Raw genomic sequence first — 19,276 nt, 5'->3', positions numbered from 1 at the left:
TTACCACTTCTCCACGGACGGACGCAGATCCAGCTCGTGAGTCCAGCCATCTCTGCTTTGCTGGTGGGTGAACCAATAGGCGTCAGCAATGGAAGACGTCTTGGTCAGGCTATCTGGGGGAATTTCGCTTGCCTCGATCCCTTTTGCTGCTTTCATGCGCTGGTGAATCGCCTCGCTGTCGACGCCGGCGTCGATCAGGAGATGCACGACATGAATGTTCTTCGGTCCGAGCTCGCGCGCCATCGCCTGGGCTACTGCTCGAAGTCCGAACTTCGCTGAAGAAAATGCCGCAAACCCCTGGCCGCCACGTACACTGGCGGTCGCACCCGTAAAGAAGATGGTGCCGCGTCCGCGCGGCAGCATGAAGCGGGCAGCCTCACGTCCGACCAGGAAGCCGCCGTAGCAGGCCAATTCCCAAGCCTTGAAGAACAGCTTCTCGGTTGTCTCCAGCAGTGGCTTGTTGACGTTCGATCCTGCGTTGAAGAGGCAAACCTCGATGGGCCCGAACTCTTTTTCGATCCGCGCGAATATGCCTTGGACCTCTGCTTCCTGGCGGGCATCGACGCTGAAGGCGTGAATGTTATGTCCCTCAGCCCTCAGCTCGCCCACGAGCCCCTGCGACTTAGATGCATCGCGCCTGCAGATGCAAACTGTATAGCCGCCCTTCGCAAAACGCCGGGCGACGGCGGCTCCGATGGCATCACCTGCACCTACAAGTATCGCTACGCCGCGGCTCTCTGCCATTCGGTTTCCTGCATTAGTTCTTATTTGATACTGTAATCGTAGCGGCGGCAGGATACGTTGTAAATCAGGCTTTTCGCCTGTTCTAACAAATAATTTGGCAGCCACATTGTCCCTTAGGAACCTCGTGATCTGAATTAGGGATTGACGAGTTCTAAAAAAGAACGTTAGATAGTTGGCGGACGGCCGCGCTGCAAAGCGGCACGGTTTGGTCGGGAGGTCGGTCGTGGCGGAGCTTTCAAAGGCGATCAATCTCGACGAGATTGCTGTCGGCTCGCCGCGCCGCGTCCATGGCGTGACGGCAAGGCAGGTTGCCGAAGCCCCCGACCGGATCGCGCTGGTCGAGAACGGGGCGTCCAGCAGCTACCGAGATCTGGAGCTGCGCGTTAGAGAGATCGCTACCGTCCTCTCCTCGCTTGGAATCAGAACGGGCGACTTCGATGTGCTGCGTTCTCACCACGTGGTTGGCACGTTGCTGCCGGGAGTGGAAGGGCGCCTCAGAACGATCGACGGCATACCACTCTCAAAGGAACAAGTCGGAGAACTCCACGTGCGCGGGCGCAACGTGGTGCGCGGCTATCTCCGTGCACCTGACCTTACAGGCAAAGTGATCGACGGCGAAGGCTGGTTCAATACCGGTTATGTTGCCCGCTTTGACGGCGATTGCCTGTACATTCTCGGCCGTACCAAGGAAATGATTGGCGCCCTCTCGGGCCAAGATCGAGGCAATTCTCAATTCACGCAAGGACGTGCAATCCGCCGTCATCGGACGAGGCCTTAATGGCGACGGGGAGCTTTTCGCATTCGTGCAACCGTCGCCGGGATCGCGCGTCAAGGTGACGCATCTGATACATACCATCGAGCCTTGGCTCACTGCGTATATGCCGCTGCCGAAAATCGTCGTCGTCGATGTCTTACCGGGAAGCTCAACCGGCAAGATGCGCGAGCATGAACTCGCGGCCTGTTTCCATCGCGACCGAGCTGCTGCCAAACAGGTGGCGAGATTCCAGCGACGAACTCACTTAACCTGACCGGGAGAACGCCTTTGCAAAAGAGAAACGCAACCGTGGCCGTGATCGGCGCCGGGGACTTTATCGGCGGCGAGATCGCAAAGAAGTTCGCCTCAGAGGGCTTCACGGTGTTTGCCGGGCGCCGTAACGGCGCCAAGCTCGAGCCGCTCGTCAAGGAGATCGAGAAGGCCGGCGGCGAAATTCACGCGCGCTCCCTCGACGCACGCAAAGAGGAGGAGATCATTTCCTTCCTCGGTGATGCCGACAAGCACGCGCCGCTCGAGGTTTGCATCTTCAACATCGGCGCTAACGTCAATTTTCCAATTCTGGATACCACCGAGCGCGTGTTCCGCAAGGTATGGGAGATGGCTTGCTACTCCGGCTTTCTCGCCGGCCGGGAAGCGGCGCGGCTGATGGTGCCGCGCGGCAAGGGCAATATCTTCTTCACCGGCGCGACCGCGAGTCTCCGCGGTGGGGCGGGTTATGCGGCGTTCGCCAGCGCCAAGTTTGGCCTGCGCGCCGTGGCACAAGCGACCGCACGCGAGTTGGGTCCCAAGAATATTCACGTGGCGCATCTCATCATTGATTCCGGCGTCGATACCGAATGGGTGCGCCAGCGGCGGATCGAGGCGCTCGGTCCCAATGCGCTGGATGATCCCGACGCTTTGATGCCGCCGTCCTCGGTCGCGGAATCCTATTGGCTGCTTTATCAGCAGCCCAAAAGCGCCTGGACCTTTGAACTGGAGATTCGTCCCTTCGGCGAGAAGTGGTAGCTGGAGCTTCTCACGATGGAACTCAATCTTTCCAGCGAGGACGCAGCTTTTCGTGACGAGGTGCGCGCTTTTATTGCGGAGAACTACCCGCAGGAAATGCGCGTTCCAAACCCCGAGACCGATCTGACCAAGGAGCAGTCGCTGCTCTGGCACCGCATCCTCCACAACAAGGGTTGGGTGGCTCCGCTCTGGCCCAAGGAATATGGCGGCCCCGGCTGGTCGGTCACGCAGCGCTTCATCTTCGAACAGGAGACCTCGCGCGCCGGAACGCTGCCGCCGCTGGCGTTCAGCGTCACCATGGTCGGCCCGGTCATCTACACCTTCGGCAACGACGCGCAGAAAAAGAAGTATTTGCCGCGGATTCTCTCCGGGGACGACTGGTGGTGCCAGGGCTATTCGGAGCCGGGCTCCGGTTCCGACCTCGCTTCGGTTCGCACCAAGGCGGTGCGCGACGGCGACCACTACATCGTCAACGGCCACAAGACCTGGACGACGCTGGCCCAGCATGCCGACTGGATCTTCTGTCTGGTGCGGACCGACCCTTCGGCAAAGCCTCAGGCCGGCATCTCCTTCCTGTTGATTGACATGAAATCGCCCGGAGTCACGGTGCGGCCCATCATCACCATCGACGGATCGCACGAGGTGAATGACGTCTTCCTCGAGGACGTGCGGGTGCCCGTCGAGAATCTGATCGGTGAGGAGAACAAGGGCTGGACCTACGCAAAATTCCTGCTCGGCAACGAACGCACCAGCATGGCCGGAATCGGCCGCTCCACGCGCTATCTGGACCGGCTGAAGAAAATCGTGAAGGCTGAGATTCCGGTCGATGATCCGGCGCATCTCGAATTCCGGCGGGATATCGCCCGCATCGAGCTCGACGTCTTGGCGCTGGAGGCGACCGAGCTGCGGGTGGTGGCGCAGATGGCGCGGGGTATCGATCCGGGTCCCGCGGCATCCCTGTTCAAGATACGGGGCACCGAAATCTTCCAGAGCATCACGGAGTTGACCCACCGTGCGATCGGCAATTACGGGCTTGCGCTTCGTGAGCAGCCGGTGAGCGCCAACCGCTTCATGCCCGGGCCGGACTATGGCCATACCGCGTCGGAGAAATACCTGAACGCGCGCAAGCTCAGCATTTACGGCGGATCAAACGAAATCCAGCGCAACATCATTGCCAAGGCGGTACTTGGCCTTTGAACCAGCAAAGCGGGACCTCGAATGGATATCCAGTTCACTGAAGAGCAGGAATTGTTGCGGTCAAGCGTGCAGCGTCTGCTCCGCGACCAGTATGATTTCGATGCGCGCCGCGGGATCGTTGCCTCCGACGAAGGCTGGAGCCGGACGCGTTGGTCATCCTTTGCTGAGCTCGGTTTGCTCGCCGCGCCATTCTCGGAAGAGGCCGGCGGCCTCGGCGGCGGTCCGCTTTCGACGATGATCGTGATGCACGAGTTCGGCCGCCATCTCGTGGTCGAACCCTTCGTCGAGACCATCGTGCTCGCCGGGCGCTTGCTCGAAAGCGAGGGGTCTCCCGCGCAGAAGAGCGAATTCATTCCCGACATCATCGCAGGAAAGTCGATCTGGGCGCTTGCCTGGACCGAGAAAGCGTCACGTTTCGATCCAGCCAATGTCGCGACGACGGCGCGACGCGAGGGCGATGACTACATACTGGTTGGCGAGAAGGCCGTGGCGATCGCCGCGCCGTGGGCGGATTATCTGATTGTTTCCGCACGCACCTCGGGGGACCAGCGCGACCGCGACGGCGTCAGCATGTTCATCGTGGATCGCCAGGCGGCGAATCTGCATCTGCGAACTTTCAAGACTATTGACGGCCGCCGCGCTGGCGAGATCAGCCTGGACGGCGTAAGGGGCCGCTTGCTCGGCGGGGAGGGTGCGGCCGCGCTGGAGGCTTGCCGTGATCGCGCCATTGCCGCGTTGTGCGCCGAAACAGTCGGCGCCATCGGGGAGCTGAACGCAGCGACACTGGAGTACAGCAAGACCCGAAAACAGTTTGGCGTGACGCTCGGCAGCTTCCAGGTGCTGCAGCACCGCATGGTCGACATGTTCATTGCGCATCAGGAGGCCCTCTCGTTGATGCAGCATCTCACCCTGAGCCTGGCAGCCAATGAGCCCGGCCTGTCCAGGCTCGCGTCCGGCGCAAAATCGAAGGTCGGCTACGCGGCAAGGTTCGTCGCCGACCAGGCTGTGCAGCTTCACGGCGGCATGGGCATGACCGACGAGCTCAATGTCGGACATTATTTCAAGCGAATCTCCTCCATCAACATCCAATTCGGCGATCCCGCGTACCACGTGCTGCGTTACGCGCAGCTCGACGCGGCCGCCTAAGCAAAGAGGCAAACATGACGACTGAAGCAGTAATCGTTTCCACCGCCCGCACCGGCGTCGGTAAAGCCTATCGCGGCGCGCTCAACAACACTGAAGGCCCAACCCTGGCTGGCCACGTGATGGCCGAAGCGGTGAAGCGGGCCGGCATCGTGCCCGGCGAGGTCGAGGACGTGGTGATGGGCTGCGCGATGCAGCAGGGCACCATGGTGATGAACGTGGCGCGCAAGGGCGCCATCCGTGCTGGCCTGCCGGTGACTGTTGCCGGCACCACGATTGACCGGCAATGTGCCTCCGGCCTGCAGGCGATCGCGGTTGCCGCACGCTCGGTGATATCAGACGGCGTCGAGATCGCGATCGGCGGCGGCATCGAATCGATCAGCCTCGTGCAGAATGAGCACATGAACAAGTTTCATGTCGTCGACGAAGAGTTGATGGCGATGAAGCCCGAAATGTACATGTCGATGCTGGAAACCGCTGAGGTCGTTGCCGAACGCTACAAGATCGGTCGCGACAAGCAGGATGAATACAGCCTCGAGTGCCAGCGCCGCGTGGGTGCAGCGCTGCAGGGCGGTCGCTTCAATGACGAGGTCGTGCCGATCACGACCACAATGGCGGTGGTCGACAAGGATACCAAGCAGGTCAGTTATCAGCAGGTGACGCTGTCGAAGGACGAGGGTCCGAGGCCGGACACCACCGGCGACGGCCTTGCAAAGATCAAGCCCGTCTTCGAAGGCAAAACCATCAGTGCGGGCAATGCCAGTCAGCTCTCCGACGGCGCCTCGGCCTGCGTGATCATGAGCGACAAGATCGCGGCAAAGAAGGGCCTCAAGCCGCTTGGCATCTTCCGCGGGTTCGTTGCCGCCGGCGTCGAGCCGGACGAGATGGGTGTGGGCCCGGTCGCAGCGATCCCGCGGCTCCTCAAGCGCCATAACCTGAAGATCGACGACATTGATCTCTGGGAGCTCAATGAAGCCTACGCGGTGCAGGTGATCTGTTGCCGCGACAAGCTCGGCATTGATCCGAACAAGCTCAACGTCAATGGCGGTTCGATCGCGATCGGTCATCCGTACGGCATGACCGGGGCGCGGCTCACGGGCCACCTCCTGATCGAGGGCCGGCGGCGCAAAGCGAAATACGGCGTGGTGACAATGTGCATCGGCGGCGGCATGGGCGCGGCGGGTCTGTTTGAAATCGTCCATTGATTGGAAACGCAGGAGATTCTCGTGAAGACAGCGATTACTGAACTGTTCGGCATCAAGCATCCGATTATCCAGGGCGGCATGCATTATGTCGGCTTCGCCGAGCTCGCCGCCGCGGTGTCCAACGCCGGGGGACTCGGGATCATCACCGGCCTGACGCAAAGGACGCCGGAACTGTTGGCCAAGGAAATCGCACGCTGCCGCGACATGACCGACAAGCCGTTCGGCGTGAACCTGACTTTCCTTCCGAGCTTTACCGCACCGCCTTACCCGGAATACATCGCCGCGATCAAGGAAGGCGGCGTCAAGGCAGTGGAAACCGCTGGCCGCAGCCCCGAGCAGTACATGCCGGCGTTGAAGGCGGCCGGCATCAAAGTGATCCACAAGTGCACCTCGGTGCGGCACTCACTCAAAGCCGAGAAGATCGGCTGCGACGCCGTCAGCGTCGATGGCTTTGAATGCGGCGGACATCCCGGAGAGGACGACATCCCGAACATGATTCTGCTGCCGCGCGCGGCAGATGAGCTGAAGATCCCCTTCGTTGCATCGGGAGGAATGGCGGATGCGCGGAGCCTCGTCGCCGCTCTGTCGATGGGCGCGGCCGGCATGAACATGGGCACCCGCTTCGTCGCCACCAAGGAAGCGCCGGTCCACGACAACGTAAAGCAGGCGCTGGTCAAGGCGACCGAACTCGACACCGTGCTGGTGATGCGCGCGCTGCGCAACACCGAGCGCGTGCTGAAGAACAAGGGGGTCGACGAGCTGATCGAGATCGAGCGCGAGAAGGGCGCAAACCTGAAGATTGGCGACATCCATGAGCAGGTCGCTGGCGTGTATCCCAAAGTGATGATCGACGGCGACATGGACGCGGGCGCCTGGAGCTGCGGCATGGTCGTTGGGCTTATCAACGACATTCCGACGGTGAAGGAGTTGATCGAACGTATCATGGCGGATGCCGAGCGAATCGTCCGTCAACGCCTGACTGGTTTCCTCGATGGCGCCGAGCAAAGGCCGGCTGCCGCCCGGGCGATCGCGTAGCCGGATGTTCTAACGAGGCGATACCCACGCACGGTTGTGCGTGGGGTGATTGTTATGGCGAAGCTCGATTGACCGGCAATGGATAGCCTTCGGCAGTCTCGGGGAAGAGGATTTTATGGATCTGGCCGACTTCCACTACTACGAACCTTCAAAGGGCCACGGGCTCCGACATAATCCATTCAACGCGATTGTCGCGCCGCGTCCGATTGGTTGGATTTCGTCACGCAATGCGGCTGGTCAACTGAACCTCGCTCCATACAGCTTCTTCAACGCGTTCCTCTACGACCCTCCGATAATCGGGTTCTCCTCAATTTCGTGGAAGGACACCGTCAAGAACGTCAGCGAGACCCGCGAATTCGTCTGGAATTTGGTTACGATGGATCTGGGCGAGCGCATGAACGTGACGGCGACGCCTCTCGACCACGGCGTGAGTGAATTCGAAGCCGCAGGGCTGACGCCAATACCCGGGCGCCACGTAGCTGTGCCGCGGGTCGGCGAGAGCAGGGCTGCAATGGAATGCAAGGTCGTCGAGGTCTCTCAGCTGGCGAATGCACGGGGCGAGAAGGTAGAAGGATGGTTCGTACTCGGCGAGGTCGTCGCAGTATACATCGACAAATCGTTGATCGAGGATGGTGTCTACAACACGGCGCTTGCGCGTCCCATACTGCGCGCCGGCCGTGGTGGAGATTACCTTGAGGTCAAGACGGAAAACATGTTCGAGATGAAGCGCCCACCTGGCAGTAGCAAACCGGAATTCCACGGCACCTGATTGGAGGAACGATCGATGACCCAGCATGTGAAAACCGAAGTCACCGCGGGCATCATGACGATAACGCTGGCCCGTGCTGAGAAAAAGAATGCGCTCAGCAATGCCATGTACAGCGCCATGTCGGATGGGCTGGAGCGCGCGGAGAGAGATCCGGCCATACGGGTCGTTCTATTTCAGGGAGATGGCGACAGTTTCACGTCCGGGAACGATATTGCCGATTTCAGCGCCCAAGCCAGTGGAAGCGATACAGGGGAAAGCCAGGCGTTCCGATTCATTCGCAATCTCGGTAATGCCACCCGTCCTCTCGTCGCCGCTGTGCAGGGCAACGCCGTAGGTGTCGGTACCACGATGTTGCTGCATTGCGATTTGGTGTTTCTTGCCGACACGGCAAAGCTGATAACACCGTTCGTAAATCTGGCGTTGGTCCCGGAGGCGGCTTCGAGTTGGCTGCTGCCTGCCCGCATCGGGCATGTCCGCGCATATGCCATGTTTGCATTGGGAGAACCGATGGATGCAGCGGCCGCATTGGCCTGCGGCATGGTCAACGCCGTGGTGCCGGCAGCAGATTTGCGCGCCAGGGCCTGGCAGGCCGCCGAAGCCCTGACCAAACGACCCGCAGGTTCTCTTGGTCACACCAAGGCGCTCATGCGCGAAATGGACAGGATAACTGCGCAAATGAACCGGGAAAGCGCGTTGTTTGCCGAGCGGTTGCAGACCGGCGAAGCGCGCGAAGCGTTCGCGGCATTTGCCGAGCGGCGTAAGCCCGACTTCACAAACCTGACGAGCGACTGACAACCCGTCCGGTGTCGAAGCCAATCAATGCCTCGGCCCCCACATGTACAGGCCTAGAGCCAGCAGTGAAAACGCGCTCAGCACCACGCCCAGCGCCAGCATTGCTTCATGCGACACCGTGGCAGCAAGCCATACGCCGATTGCGGCGTTCATCATCTGCCAGAAGCCCAGCAGCGCCGAGGCCGCGCCAGCTTTCTCCCCGAATGGAGAGAGCGCGCGGGCGGTAGCCAGTGGACTGACAACGCCCATGCCGAGGAGAAATACGCACATCGCGCCCAGAAACGGCAAGAAGGTCGGGCTGATCATCGAGATGAGCAGGATCGCAACGCTGCTGGCGGCCGTTGCCCACAGTCCTGCCCGGATCGGGTGATCGAGCCCGTAGCGTGGTGCCAATTTCGTCGCCAGCATGCCCGCGGCGAATACGATAAAGACGGTGCCGGCGAAGAAGAGGCCGAGCTGGATCGGCGTGAAGTGCAGCGCTTCAATGAATAGTCGCGGTGCAGCCGAAAACATAGAGAACAAGCCGCCTATGATCAGGCTCGCGGTTGCAGCCGGGATGGCGAAACGCCGATCGCCAATCAGACCAACATAGGTCCTGGCGATGGCGACAAGATTGAGCGGAGTGCGGATCGAATTGTGGGTTTCGCCGAGGATGATGCTGTAGGCAACGGCGCCAGCCGCGGCAAAGGCCGCGACAAGAGCGAATTCGGAGCGCCAGCCAAAACTGTGATCGAGTGCGCCGCCAAGCAGCGGCGAGAATCCGGGGGCTGCGGACATCACGATCATGATCAGCGCCATCGCCCGCGCCAATGCTGGCCCACTGAACATGTCGCGGGCGATGGCGCGAGACAACACTGACGTCGCGCAAGCGCCAGCAGCCTGCACGACGCGGCCGATCAAAAGATTAGGTAGATCGGTTGCCAGACCGCACCAGACGCTGCCGCCGAAGAACACGGCAAATCCGATCAGGACTGGCCAGCGTCTGCCGTAGCGATCCGAAAGCGGTCCGACCAGGAGTTGGCCTATCCCGAACACCGCAAGAAAGACGGTGATGGCGGATGTGACCGCCGCGCTGGTGACATTCAATGAGATCGCAATTTGTGGCAGCGACGGCAGCAAGATGTTGGTCGCGAGCGTTCCCATGGCGGCCAGGACGGAAAGAACTGCGATCTCCAGGCCGCTAGAGACGGGAACGTCCCTCGGCACGCTTTTGGTCGTTTGGCACTGGCCAGCCATGGGAACTTTCGCGCTAATAGGATAGGCAGGTCACAAGGCGGCGAGTGACGCGGTTCGCGCCGCTCGCCGAGCCATTTCTGGTCGGATCGGCTGTGCTACCTGCCGACGACGCGCTCGATCGCGATGGCGGTGGCTTCACCGCCACCGATGCAAAGGGCTGCAACGCCGCGTTTGAGGTTCTGCGCCTCCAGCGCATGCAGCAGCGTCACGATCAGGCGCGCGCCGGTGGCACCGATCGGATGACCGAGCGCGCAGGCGCCGCCATTGACGTTCAGCTTCTCCCTGGGGATGCCGAGATCCTTCTGTGCAGCCATCGCCACCACGGCAAAGGCTTCGTTGATCTCGAACAGATCGACATCGCCGACGCTCCAGCCGACCTTGTCCAACAGCTTGCGAATGGCCGGGATCGGCGCGGTGGTGAACCATTGCGGTTCCTGGCTGTGGGTGGCGTGGCCCTTGATCTCGGCCAGTACGGGGAGGCCGTCGCGATCCGCGAGCGAGCGCTTTGCAAGAATGAGCGCCGCAGCGCCATCGGCATTGGCGGAGGAGGCGGCCGGCGTGATGGTGCCGTTGGCGCGGAACGCGGCTTTCAGCCCGGGGATCTTGGCGGGATCGACCTTGAGCGGGTGCTCGTCATTGGCGATGATCCGCGGCCCGGTCTTTTCGGTCAGTGTGATCGGCGCGATCTCGGCTTTGAATGCGCCACCCTCGACCGCCTTGCCGGCGCGGGTCAAAGTCTCCATCGCGTAGGCGTCCTGATCCTTCCGGGTGAATTGATAGGCTTCCGCGGTGGCCTCACCGAAATCGCCCATCGAGCGGCCGGTCTCATAGGCGTCCTCCAGTCCGTCCATCAACATGTGATCGATGATCCGGTCATGGCCGGCGCGGTAACCGCCGCGTGCCTTGGCTAAGAGATAGGGCGCATTGCTCATGCTCTCCATGCCGCCCGACAGTACGATCGAGGCCGAGCCCGCATTGATGATGTCGTGGGCGAGCATGGTCGCCTTCATGCCGGAGCCGCAGACCTTGTTGATAGTGGTGGCGCCGGTGGCATCCGGCAGTTTGGCGCCGCGGGCGGCCTGGCGCGCCGGTGCCTGACCTTGTCCAGCCGGCAAGACGTTGCCCATGAAAACCTCATCGATCCGCTCGGGCGCCAGCTTGGCCCGTTCCAGCGCCGCGCCGATCACGTGGGAGCCGAGCTTGTGGGCGCTGAGAGGCGACAACTCGCCCATGAAGCGGCCCAATGGCGTGCGGGCGGCGGAAAGGATGACGACGGGGTCCGAAGCGATGGCCATGGCGAACTCTCCTGTTGATAGGTGTTGTTATATGACGATAGTCATATAAGATAGCCAGCATTGCAATGAAATGTTGCCGTGATCTTCAAGGAAGCGCGGTTCCAGAATTGCTCGGAGGGAATGGGGACGGTTTTGCAGCCGACCACCTTAGGACCTTGCACGGAGTGGCAATGCGATACGTAGAAGACCACAGGCGTCAAACCCACGATCGGATCGTTGAAAATGCCTCCTACGGTTTGCGCCAAAAGGGCGCGGAAGGGGCTCAGTGTTGTCGAGTTAATGAAGCTCGCGGGTCTGACCCACGGCGGTTTCTATAACCATTTCGAGTCGCGTGCCGCGCTTGTCAGCGAGGCGATCGCCTTTGCGATGGACCAAACGACTGGGCGATGGAAAAAACTGGCGAACGGGAAGGCCGACGGGGAACGCTTCGAGGCGTTGGTCGCCGATTATCTTAGTCCCCGGCATCGCGACAATCCTAAACACGGTTGCGCGCTTCCAACCCTGGCCGTCGATGTCGCACGATCGAGTCCGAGCGAGCAGCAGGCCCTGGCTTCCAAACTGGAGAAAATGATCGATGCCCTTGTCGAGTTGCTTCCCGGTGAGCCACTTGGACAGGCCCGCCAAATCGCGACAGGCGCTATCGCAACCATGGTGGGATCGATCGTGCTGTCGCGTGCCGTCGGCGCGGGGAAACTTTCCGACCGCATCCTCGATGCCGGACGCAGGACCGCAGGCGGCCGGACTCGGAAGCCGCAACGAAGGACAACAAAGGCGACGCGCTGCGAAAAATCATAACAAGGGAGGTCTCCATGACGGCCGGCAAATGGCTCAAGACAGCCTGCAACCTGTGTTACATCAATTGCGGGATTGAAGTCTTGGTGAATGACGGGCGCCTCGAGAAAGTGCGGGGCGACCGTTCGAGCCCGAAATCACAGGGCTATCTGTGCAACAAGGCGACCCGAATTCCATATTATGCGCATCACAGGGATCGGCTCACGACCCCGCTGCGTCGTCGCGCCGACGGCGGCTTTGATGCAATCGAGTGGGACGTTGCGATCGCAGAAATCGCGGAGCGGCTGCGAGACATCGTCGACAGGTATGGCGGCAAGAGTATCGCCCTTTACGGCGGTGGCGGGCAGGGCAATCACGCCGGCGGCGCCTACGCCAGCGGATTGTTGCGCGCGCTGGGTTCGCGCAGCATCTTCAATGCCCTTTCGCAGGAAAAAACCGGCGACTTCTGGGTCAATGGTCACATGTTCGGCAGCCAGACCTGCCATACCGCCGAAGACGTGCATCATTGCGATCTCTTGCTTGTCATCGGCGCAAATCCCTGGATCGCGCACGGCTTCCCCAATGCGCGCGATCATCTCAATCAAATCCGAAAGGATCCCGCACGCAAGCTGATCGTCATTGATCCCAGGCGAACCGAAACCGCCGAAATGGCGGATCTGCATCTCGCGGTTCGTCCTGGTGCCGACACGTTTCTCCTGGGCGCGCTGCTGGCCACGCTTGTCCGGTCCGGCCGGATCGATCATGCCTTTATTGAGGAGCACACGATCGGCTTTGCGGAAGTGAGGCAGGCGCTATTAGATGTCCCCGTTGAAGAATGGGCTGCTGCCGCCGATATCTCGATCGCGGACCTGGAGCGTTGCGCCGCGATGATCGTGGCGGCGAAGGCCATGGTGGTGCGGGTCGAGCTTGGCATCCAGCAGGGCATCAACTCGACGCTCAACTCCTATCTCGAAAAGCTTCTGATCATGCTTTCCGGCAATTTCGGCCGTAAAGGTACCAACCAGTTGCATAGCTGGCTTCAACCGCTATGGGGAAATTCTCCGAACCAGACATTCGCACCGACCGGTGACGCGATTATTGGGGGCCTGTTGCCGCCCAACATTTTCCCCGAAGCGGTACTCAAGGACCATCCCGACCGGTTGCGCTGCGCCTGGATCGACAGTTCCAATCCCGCCAACACGGCCGCAAACACCGAGGCCGTGGAACGCGCGCTGCGCTCGCTCGACCTATGCGTTGTGGTCGACGTTGCGATGACCGAAACCGCACGGCTCGCGCATTACGTTCTCCCGGCGTCCTCACAGTTCGAGAAAACCGAATTCACCCTGTTCAATTTCGAATTTCCGACGAACTATTTTCATGTTCGTGCCGGTGTGTTGCCGCCGCTCGCCGGCACCTTGCCGGAACCCGAGATCTACACGCGGCTTGCCATCGCCCTGGGGCTTCCGCCAGGTGACAATGTGCTCGCGCCCCTGCGGGAGGCGGCGCGGCGTTCGCGAGCCGAGTTCGCCATCGCCTTTCGTGCTGTCATCGCTGAAAACCCCGGCGCGGTCGCTGCGCTCGTGCTCTATCACACGCTAGGGCAGACGCTTCCGGACGGCACGGCGGCCGCGGCACCCTTATGGGGGGCGGCGCTGGCTTGCGCGAAGCGATCGCCGCAAGCGGTGCGACGGGCGATCGGCGCATCGGACGAGGTGGCGGATCACCAGCTCGGCGATCTCCTATTCGACACTATCGTAGCCACCCGGCAAGGCACTGCCGTTACCCGGCACGACTATGATGAGGTCTGGTCATTGATCAGCCATTCGGACCGCAAGGTTCGGCTGGTGGTCCCGCAGATGCTGGAATGGCTGGCACGGCTCGATCCGCAAGCAGCGGGCGCGCCAAAAGAGTTTCCGTTCATGCTGGCGGCGGGTGGCCGCCGCATGTTCAACGCCAACCAGATCTTTCGCGATCCCGCGTGGCGACGCGAGGATCCGGACGGCGCCATGTTGATCAATTCGAGCGATCTGAACGCGTTGGGTGCGAAGGATGGTGACTGGATCGCCGTCGAGTCGGTGGTCGGACGGCTCGTCGTCCGCTGCAAGGTCGACGATGCCATGCGGAATGGCCAGCTGGCGCTGCCGCACGGCTACGGTCAGGCATACCCGACGTTGGACGGAGAGCGCCTGATCAACGGGCCGCGCATCAATCTGCTCACCGAGAGCGGCAACCGCGATCCCATAGCGGGCACGCCCTACCACAAGAACGTAGCGGTTCGCCTGGCCCTGGTGTCCGCGCACGAGGCTGCCACCTATCAGTCGCAGTCCGAGCGAATTCATATGAGAGCGGCTGGATAATCGCTCGAAGGAAGCATCGAATGACCGAGAAACCAATCGCGATCGTCACCGGGGTAGGGCCGGGCACGGGAGCTGCCATCGTCAAGCGGTTCTCTGCCGGCGGGTTCCGTATCATAGCGCTTGCTCGTTCAACGGAGATCATCAATTCCCTTGCGCAAGAGCTTCCCGACGTGCACGCGATGACCTGCGACGTCTCGGACGAGAGCCAGGTGCGGACCGTGGTTACTGACGTAAGACGCCGTTTCGGCGCGGCCGAAGTTCTCATCCACAACGCAGTCGGAGGAGGCTGGGGGAGCTTTCGCGAGATCGACCCGAAGATGCTCAAGGGCAATTTCGAGGTCAACGTGATGGGCTTGTTGTACCTGGCCCGCGAAGTGGCTCCTGGCATGATCGAGAGAGGTAAGGGCGCGATCCTGGTGACCGGAAACACGTCTTCGATCCGAGGCAAAGCAAATTTTGCCGGCTTCGCTCCGACAAAGGCGGCGCAGCGTATATTGGCCGAGTCGATCGCGCGTGACATGGGGCCTCTCGGCGTCCACGTCGCCTATCTTCTCATCGACGCCGTGATCGATACGCCCCGGATGCGCGCGCGGATGAGCGACAAACCGGATGAATTCTTCATCAAGCCTGCCGCCATTGCCGACGAACTGTACCATCTCTACGGTCAGGACCGATCGGCCTGGTCATTCCTCACGGAACTGCGGCCATTCCGCGAAAATTGGTGACCCTGGCCAGCAAAAGTTAATGCGCCTACGCGTGGCGAAGAGCTCTCCAGACGCAAGACTTGAAAGGTCAAAACCATGACTGATGGGTCAATCTCGATTGATACAGGGACGGACGAACTACTGTGTGCAATCCGGGATCGCGTCGCAGTGATCACCTTGAACCGACCGGAAGCACGAAATTCGCTTTCCGACCATCTCACGCCAGCGCTGCGCCGGATGATCAAGCGCAACGGTGATGATCCGGACGTCGGTGCACTGCTGATTACCGGTGCAGGCAGCGCTTTCTGTTCGGGCGGCGACGTCAAGGGGATGGGCGGCAACTCTGCCGCACCGGCCCTGTCATTCAGTGACAAGGTTGCGCGATTGCAGGAACGTCAACGAACCCTGACCGGCGTACTCGTCTCGGTGCGTAAACCAACCATCGCGGCCTTGCCGGGACCGGCTGCTGGCGCTGGGCTTGCGATCGCGCTCGCCTGCGACGTTCGTATCGCGGCCGAGTCCACCATCATGACGACTGGTTACGCTAGGATTGCGCTCACGGGCGATTACGGCATTTCGTGGCTGTTGACCCGGCTGGCCGGGACGGCGCGTGCCCGCGAACTGATGTTCCTGTCCGAACGGATCGATGCACGCCGCTGCGAAGCACTTGGACTGGTAAATCGCGTGGTGCCTGATGTTGACCTGCAGAGCGAAGCGTTCGCATGGGCGAGGATGTTGGCGAACGGTCCGGTGAGCGCCTATGCCGCCATCAAGGATAATCTCGACTTTGCGCTATCGGCTGACTTCCTGACGTCATTGGATCACGAGGCCGAGAAGATGGTCGTTGCGGCGGGTACGGCGGAGCACACCGAAGCCGTGCGAGCCTTTATCGAGAAACGCGCTCCCAGTTACAGGTGAGGCTGATCGAATTACTGAAGAAATAGATTGCCGGCCACCAAACGCATGCGAGCAAGCAACATGAATCAATCCAAGCGCGACACTCAACCTTCCGTACAGGACGTTGCACTCATTGTCGGCGGCGGCCCGGGCATCAGCTCGAGTTGCGCCCGGCTGTTCGCGGAAAACGGCATGCGTGTCTGCGTCGCAGCCAGGAATCCCGAAAAAGCGGTCCTTGAGACCCTCGAAAAGACGCACGGCGCACGTCGATACGCCTGCGATGCCAGCGAACCGGCGGCCGTGGCGCAGCTGTTCGAGAATGTCGTTCAAGACATCGGGACGCCGAGACTTGTGGTGCATAACATCGATGGCCGGGTGCCCGGCATTTTCCGCAAGAACGTCATCGAAGCCGATCCGATCATGGCGCTCGAGACACTTCGAAACTCGGCGTTCTCTGCATTTCTGATTGGTCAACAGGCCGCCCGGCTTATGCTCGGAAACGAACCCGATGCCAATGGCGCGAGAGGAACGATCATCTTCACGAACGCCAGCGCGGCACTCAAGGGCTTCCCATCAAGTGGCGCCTTTGCAATGGCATGTCATGCCAAGTCCGGACTCGCGCAAAGCATGGCAAGAGAACTGATGCCGCAGGGGATCCACGTTGCGAATGTGCCGATCGACGCCGCGATCGGCTGGACTCAAGCGGACGGGACCCGCGCGCACCGGCTGGCGGGAACGACCGTCGACGACAACATGGCCGACCCCGTCCATATCGCGAAAACCTATCTTCAGCTTCATCAGCAGCATCGGTCGACCTGGGCGTTCGAAGTCGTGCTCCGACCGTGGGCCGAGAAATGGTGACTCGCACTTGCTTTGGTCCGGACCTACGAAGCGCGATTGACCATTGCCTTTCGAGTTGACGTGCCTCTCGCCGGCATCGACCGCAAAGTTGGCATATATTGGACTCCGAGAGGGTTTGCTGTCTTGTTGCCGCGCGTCCGATTTTCATCGAGGCGTCGCCAAGCAAGTCCGGTCGCAACATAGCTAGGCATTGACGTCGACGACCGTGCGGCCCTGGACCTTCCCGGCGAACATTTGGCGCACCACATCGGGGACCTCTGCGAGGCCGACCACCTGCGTCGTTCGGGCGAGCTTGTTCAGGTCCAGGTCGCGAGCCAAACGCGACCATGCCTCGATTCGCGCCTCCTGCGGGGCATTCACCGAGTCGATTCCAGCAAGTGTGACGTTGCGCAGGATGAACGGCAGAACCGTTCCGGGAAGATCGACACCCTGAGCCAGGCCGCAGGCCGTCACCACGCCGCGGTACTGCGTCTGCGCCAGCACGTTCACCAGCGTATGACTGCCGACGGAGTCGACTGCTCCCGCCCAACGCTCGCGCGCGATAGGAGCTCCGGGCTCCGAAAGCGTCCGCCGATCGATGACGTCGGGCGCACCGAGGCTCCGCAGATAATCGGATTCTTCAAGACGTCCAGTAGATGCAACAACGCGATAGCCGAGATCGGCGAGGAGGGCGATCGCGATCGAGCCGACGCCGCCGTTGGCGCCGGTTACAAGGATGTCGCCACGCTGCGGTGTGATGCCGCCATGTTCGAGGGCGAGCACCGACAGCATCGCGGTGTAACCGGCCGTTCCGATCGCCATGGCGTCCTTTGTCGAAAATGGCGCCGGAATCTTCACCAACCATTCGCCTTTCAGCCGTGCCCTCTGGGCATATCCACCATGATGGGTCTGACTTAATCCCCAGCTGTTGGCGACGACGCGGTCTCCGACTGCGATGCCGGGATAGGAGGATGCCTCCACTGTTCCAGCAAGATCGATGCCGGGAATGAGGGGAAACTGGCGAATGACCTCCGTGCGCCCGCTAATGGCCAGCGCATCCTTGTAGTTCACGGTCGAATAGTCGACGGCGACCGTAACGTCGCCAGGCATGAGATCTTGCTCGTTCAGTTCGACCACGCTGGTGGTAATCTTTCCATCGGTCTTTGCTGCCAGCAGTGCCTTGAACGTCATCGCCATATCCTAGGTCGGTGTTGCGTTGTCCACGGACCTATGGTCGCGCCTCTTTTTCGCAAGAAGGCACAATTAAAGCGGCTACTATCATTTATGGACGTACCCGACGCATGCCAAAGCGCGGAGTCAGGCCTTGGCCGATATGACAGCGGGCCTGACATGACGACGGAGCGTCCCGAAGCCTGGGCAGGCTACCGGCCATGCCGAGGCTTATCCGTGCAGCCGCTCCGGCGCGCGCCGTCAGTGAGTTCGTTGCCGAAATCACGCCGCTGTCTTGCAGGAGGCTGCGAGCATCTATTGTATTATGATCGTCATGTGATATAAATCCTGACGTCGGTTCAAATGGCATCGACGGCAACATCCAAAGACGTCAACCGAGCGAGTATGACCGGAGTTTAGGGTCCGCCCACCCGAATTCGTGCCTGCATGCCGCAGAACGCATAATTATAGCAGATGCGACCATTTTTGGAGGTGTCTATGCGTCCAAGGCGGTTTGACGCGAAAAGCGGATGTGCGGTCGGGGTGACACTGTCCGTCATTGGCGGCATGTGGAAGCCACTGATCCTGTTTCATCTCTTCGCCGGCAAGAAGCGGTTCATGGAATTGTCCCGAGCCATCCCTAACGCCACGCAGAGAATCTTGACGCTCCAATTGCGCGAACTGGAGGCCGATGGCGTGATCGTGCGCCATGCCTATCCGCAGATTCCTCCGAAGGTGGAATATGAAATCTCTGCCTTCGGGCAGAGCCTGGGGCCTGTACTGCTTTCGCTTCGGAGTTGGGGCAAGCACTATGGAGGTTCCATTGAAGGCGTCCCGCAGTTGCACCAGGCGCTTGAAGATCGCCAGCTAAACGCATGCTCCCTGTAACGTGAAATTGAGTGATGCGTGCGGACTTTGTGCTGCGGATGCCTGAGCAGTCGAGATGTTTCACCGTACGGCGCCCAATGAGCTGGCGTCGTACGGCGAGTTGCCAGCTTCAGCCAGTGTTCACTTAGCGATTAATGCCGCAGTGGCGTAGCAATGACGCGATTATTGCGAGCCGCTAACGACGATGCCTGTGCCAAACTTCTCCAACCTGCGCACGCGAAGCGAGCATTCGCGTGGGATCAGCTGACTCTAACGAGCGCTGAATATCGCGACTGCGCGTGCCAACGAGCAACGCACTTCCCCAAATTAGTCTTATCCCACTGATTTCTCCGAATAATCTGCGTCTCAATCATTCAATTCCAAATAGGAATTGAGCGCGTAGGATGGAAGTCATCCTTACTTCGAGAACGGCGTACAACCATCCGGCTTGACAGTTCTATTTTAGAACTATTT

Annotated in this window: 18 protein-coding genes; 14 read left to right on the top strand and 4 right to left on the bottom strand. The window is 60.8% G+C overall.

The genetic code is table 11. The features are described from left to right. Entirely contained in the window at window positions 1-744 is a 744-nt protein-coding gene (locus V1279_RS28245; protein ID WP_334442678.1) for an SDR family NAD(P)-dependent oxidoreductase, read from the bottom strand. Window positions 745-967: 223 nt separating this feature from the next. Here V1279_RS28245 and V1279_RS28240 point away from each other — a divergent pair, with 223 nt between their 5' ends. The 8 genes from V1279_RS28240 to V1279_RS28205 all read left to right on the top strand — a co-directional run bounded on the left by V1279_RS28240 (window position 968) and on the right by V1279_RS28205 (window position 8,665). After that, window positions 968-1,522 (top strand): hypothetical protein, encoded by a 555-nt coding sequence (locus V1279_RS28240; protein ID WP_334442676.1) that lies wholly within the window; start codon window positions 968-970, stop codon window positions 1,520-1,522. A gap of 264 nt (window positions 1,523-1,786) precedes the next feature. Continuing rightward, window positions 1,787-2,524 (top strand): SDR family oxidoreductase, encoded by a 738-nt coding sequence (locus V1279_RS28235; protein WP_334442674.1) that lies wholly within the window; start codon window positions 1,787-1,789, stop codon window positions 2,522-2,524. A gap of 15 nt (window positions 2,525-2,539) precedes the next feature. Next, entirely contained in the window at window positions 2,540-3,721 is a 1,182-nt protein-coding gene (locus V1279_RS28230; RefSeq protein WP_334442671.1) for an acyl-CoA dehydrogenase family protein, read from the top strand. A gap of 21 nt (window positions 3,722-3,742) precedes the next feature. Next, the gene (locus V1279_RS28225; RefSeq protein WP_334442668.1) at window positions 3,743-4,867 is read left to right on the top strand and encodes an acyl-CoA dehydrogenase family protein; all 1,125 of its coding nucleotides are present in this window, start codon (window positions 3,743-3,745) and stop codon (window positions 4,865-4,867) included. Between the two features lie 14 nt (window positions 4,868-4,881). Beyond that, window positions 4,882-6,069, top strand: a complete 1,188-nt coding sequence (locus V1279_RS28220; RefSeq protein ID WP_334442665.1) for an acetyl-CoA C-acyltransferase — start codon at window positions 4,882-4,884, stop codon at window positions 6,067-6,069. A 21-nt stretch (window positions 6,070-6,090) separates the two neighbouring features. After that, window positions 6,091-7,104, top strand: a complete 1,014-nt coding sequence (locus V1279_RS28215) for an NAD(P)H-dependent flavin oxidoreductase (protein ID WP_334442662.1) — start codon at window positions 6,091-6,093, stop codon at window positions 7,102-7,104. A gap of 115 nt (window positions 7,105-7,219) precedes the next feature. Then, on the top strand, window positions 7,220-7,873 hold the full coding sequence (locus V1279_RS28210) for a flavin reductase family protein (RefSeq protein WP_334442659.1): 654 nt from the start codon (window positions 7,220-7,222) through the stop codon (window positions 7,871-7,873). Window positions 7,874-7,888: 15 nt separating this feature from the next. Further along, window positions 7,889-8,665: an enoyl-CoA hydratase-related protein gene (locus V1279_RS28205; protein WP_334442657.1), complete on the top strand. Its 777-nt coding sequence runs from the start codon at window positions 7,889-7,891 to the stop codon at window positions 8,663-8,665. 24 nt (window positions 8,666-8,689) lie between these two features. Here the strand turns inward: V1279_RS28205 and V1279_RS28200 are convergent, their stop codons facing one another. Both V1279_RS28200 and V1279_RS28195 read right to left on the bottom strand, forming a co-directional pair. Next, complete coding sequence (locus V1279_RS28200; protein ID WP_334442655.1) at window positions 8,690-9,901, bottom strand: multidrug effflux MFS transporter; 1,212 nt, start codon at window positions 9,899-9,901, stop codon at window positions 8,690-8,692. A gap of 95 nt (window positions 9,902-9,996) precedes the next feature. Beyond that, a complete protein-coding gene (locus V1279_RS28195) occupies window positions 9,997-11,196 on the bottom strand; it encodes an acetyl-CoA C-acyltransferase (RefSeq protein WP_334442653.1) in 1,200 nt (399 codons plus the stop codon). Window positions 11,197-11,475: 279 nt separating this feature from the next. Here V1279_RS28195 and V1279_RS28190 point away from each other — a divergent pair, with 279 nt between their 5' ends. The 5 genes from V1279_RS28190 to V1279_RS28170 all read left to right on the top strand — a co-directional run bounded on the left by V1279_RS28190 (window position 11,476) and on the right by V1279_RS28170 (window position 16,786). Continuing rightward, complete coding sequence (locus V1279_RS28190) at window positions 11,476-11,991, top strand: TetR/AcrR family transcriptional regulator (RefSeq protein WP_334442651.1); 516 nt, start codon at window positions 11,476-11,478, stop codon at window positions 11,989-11,991. Window positions 11,992-12,005: 14 nt separating this feature from the next. Beyond that, on the top strand, window positions 12,006-14,324 hold the full coding sequence (locus V1279_RS28185; protein WP_334442648.1) for a molybdopterin-dependent oxidoreductase: 2,319 nt from the start codon (window positions 12,006-12,008) through the stop codon (window positions 14,322-14,324). A gap of 20 nt (window positions 14,325-14,344) precedes the next feature. Continuing rightward, a complete protein-coding gene (locus V1279_RS28180; RefSeq protein WP_334442646.1) occupies window positions 14,345-15,049 on the top strand; it encodes an SDR family NAD(P)-dependent oxidoreductase in 705 nt (234 codons plus the stop codon). A gap of 75 nt (window positions 15,050-15,124) precedes the next feature. Continuing rightward, window positions 15,125-15,946 (top strand): enoyl-CoA hydratase-related protein, encoded by an 822-nt coding sequence (locus V1279_RS28175; protein WP_334442644.1) that lies wholly within the window; start codon window positions 15,125-15,127, stop codon window positions 15,944-15,946. A gap of 27 nt (window positions 15,947-15,973) precedes the next feature. Further along, window positions 15,974-16,786 carry an SDR family oxidoreductase gene (locus V1279_RS28170; RefSeq protein WP_334442642.1) on the top strand — a complete coding sequence of 271 codons (813 nt, stop codon included), beginning with the start codon at window positions 15,974-15,976 and terminating at the stop codon, window positions 16,784-16,786. Window positions 16,787-16,969: 183 nt separating this feature from the next. Here the strand turns inward: V1279_RS28170 and acuI are convergent, their stop codons facing one another. Next, window positions 16,970-17,956, bottom strand: coding sequence for an acrylyl-CoA reductase (NADPH) (gene acuI / locus V1279_RS28165; protein ID WP_334442640.1), 987 nt, complete (start codon window positions 17,954-17,956; stop codon window positions 16,970-16,972). 522 nt (window positions 17,957-18,478) lie between these two features. On the opposite strand from acuI, the gene V1279_RS28160 reads away from it, so the two are divergent. Next, on the top strand, window positions 18,479-18,823 hold the full coding sequence (locus V1279_RS28160) for a winged helix-turn-helix transcriptional regulator (RefSeq protein WP_334442637.1): 345 nt from the start codon (window positions 18,479-18,481) through the stop codon (window positions 18,821-18,823). Window positions 18,824-19,276: the final 453 nt, after the last annotated feature.

The organism is Bradyrhizobium sp. AZCC 1610 (assembly GCF_036924515.1).
GTDB lineage: Bacteria > Pseudomonadota > Alphaproteobacteria > Rhizobiales > Xanthobacteraceae > Bradyrhizobium.
Note: the sequence above shows the minus strand (reverse complement) of the source record. Positions and strands in the feature narration are given on the sequence as shown.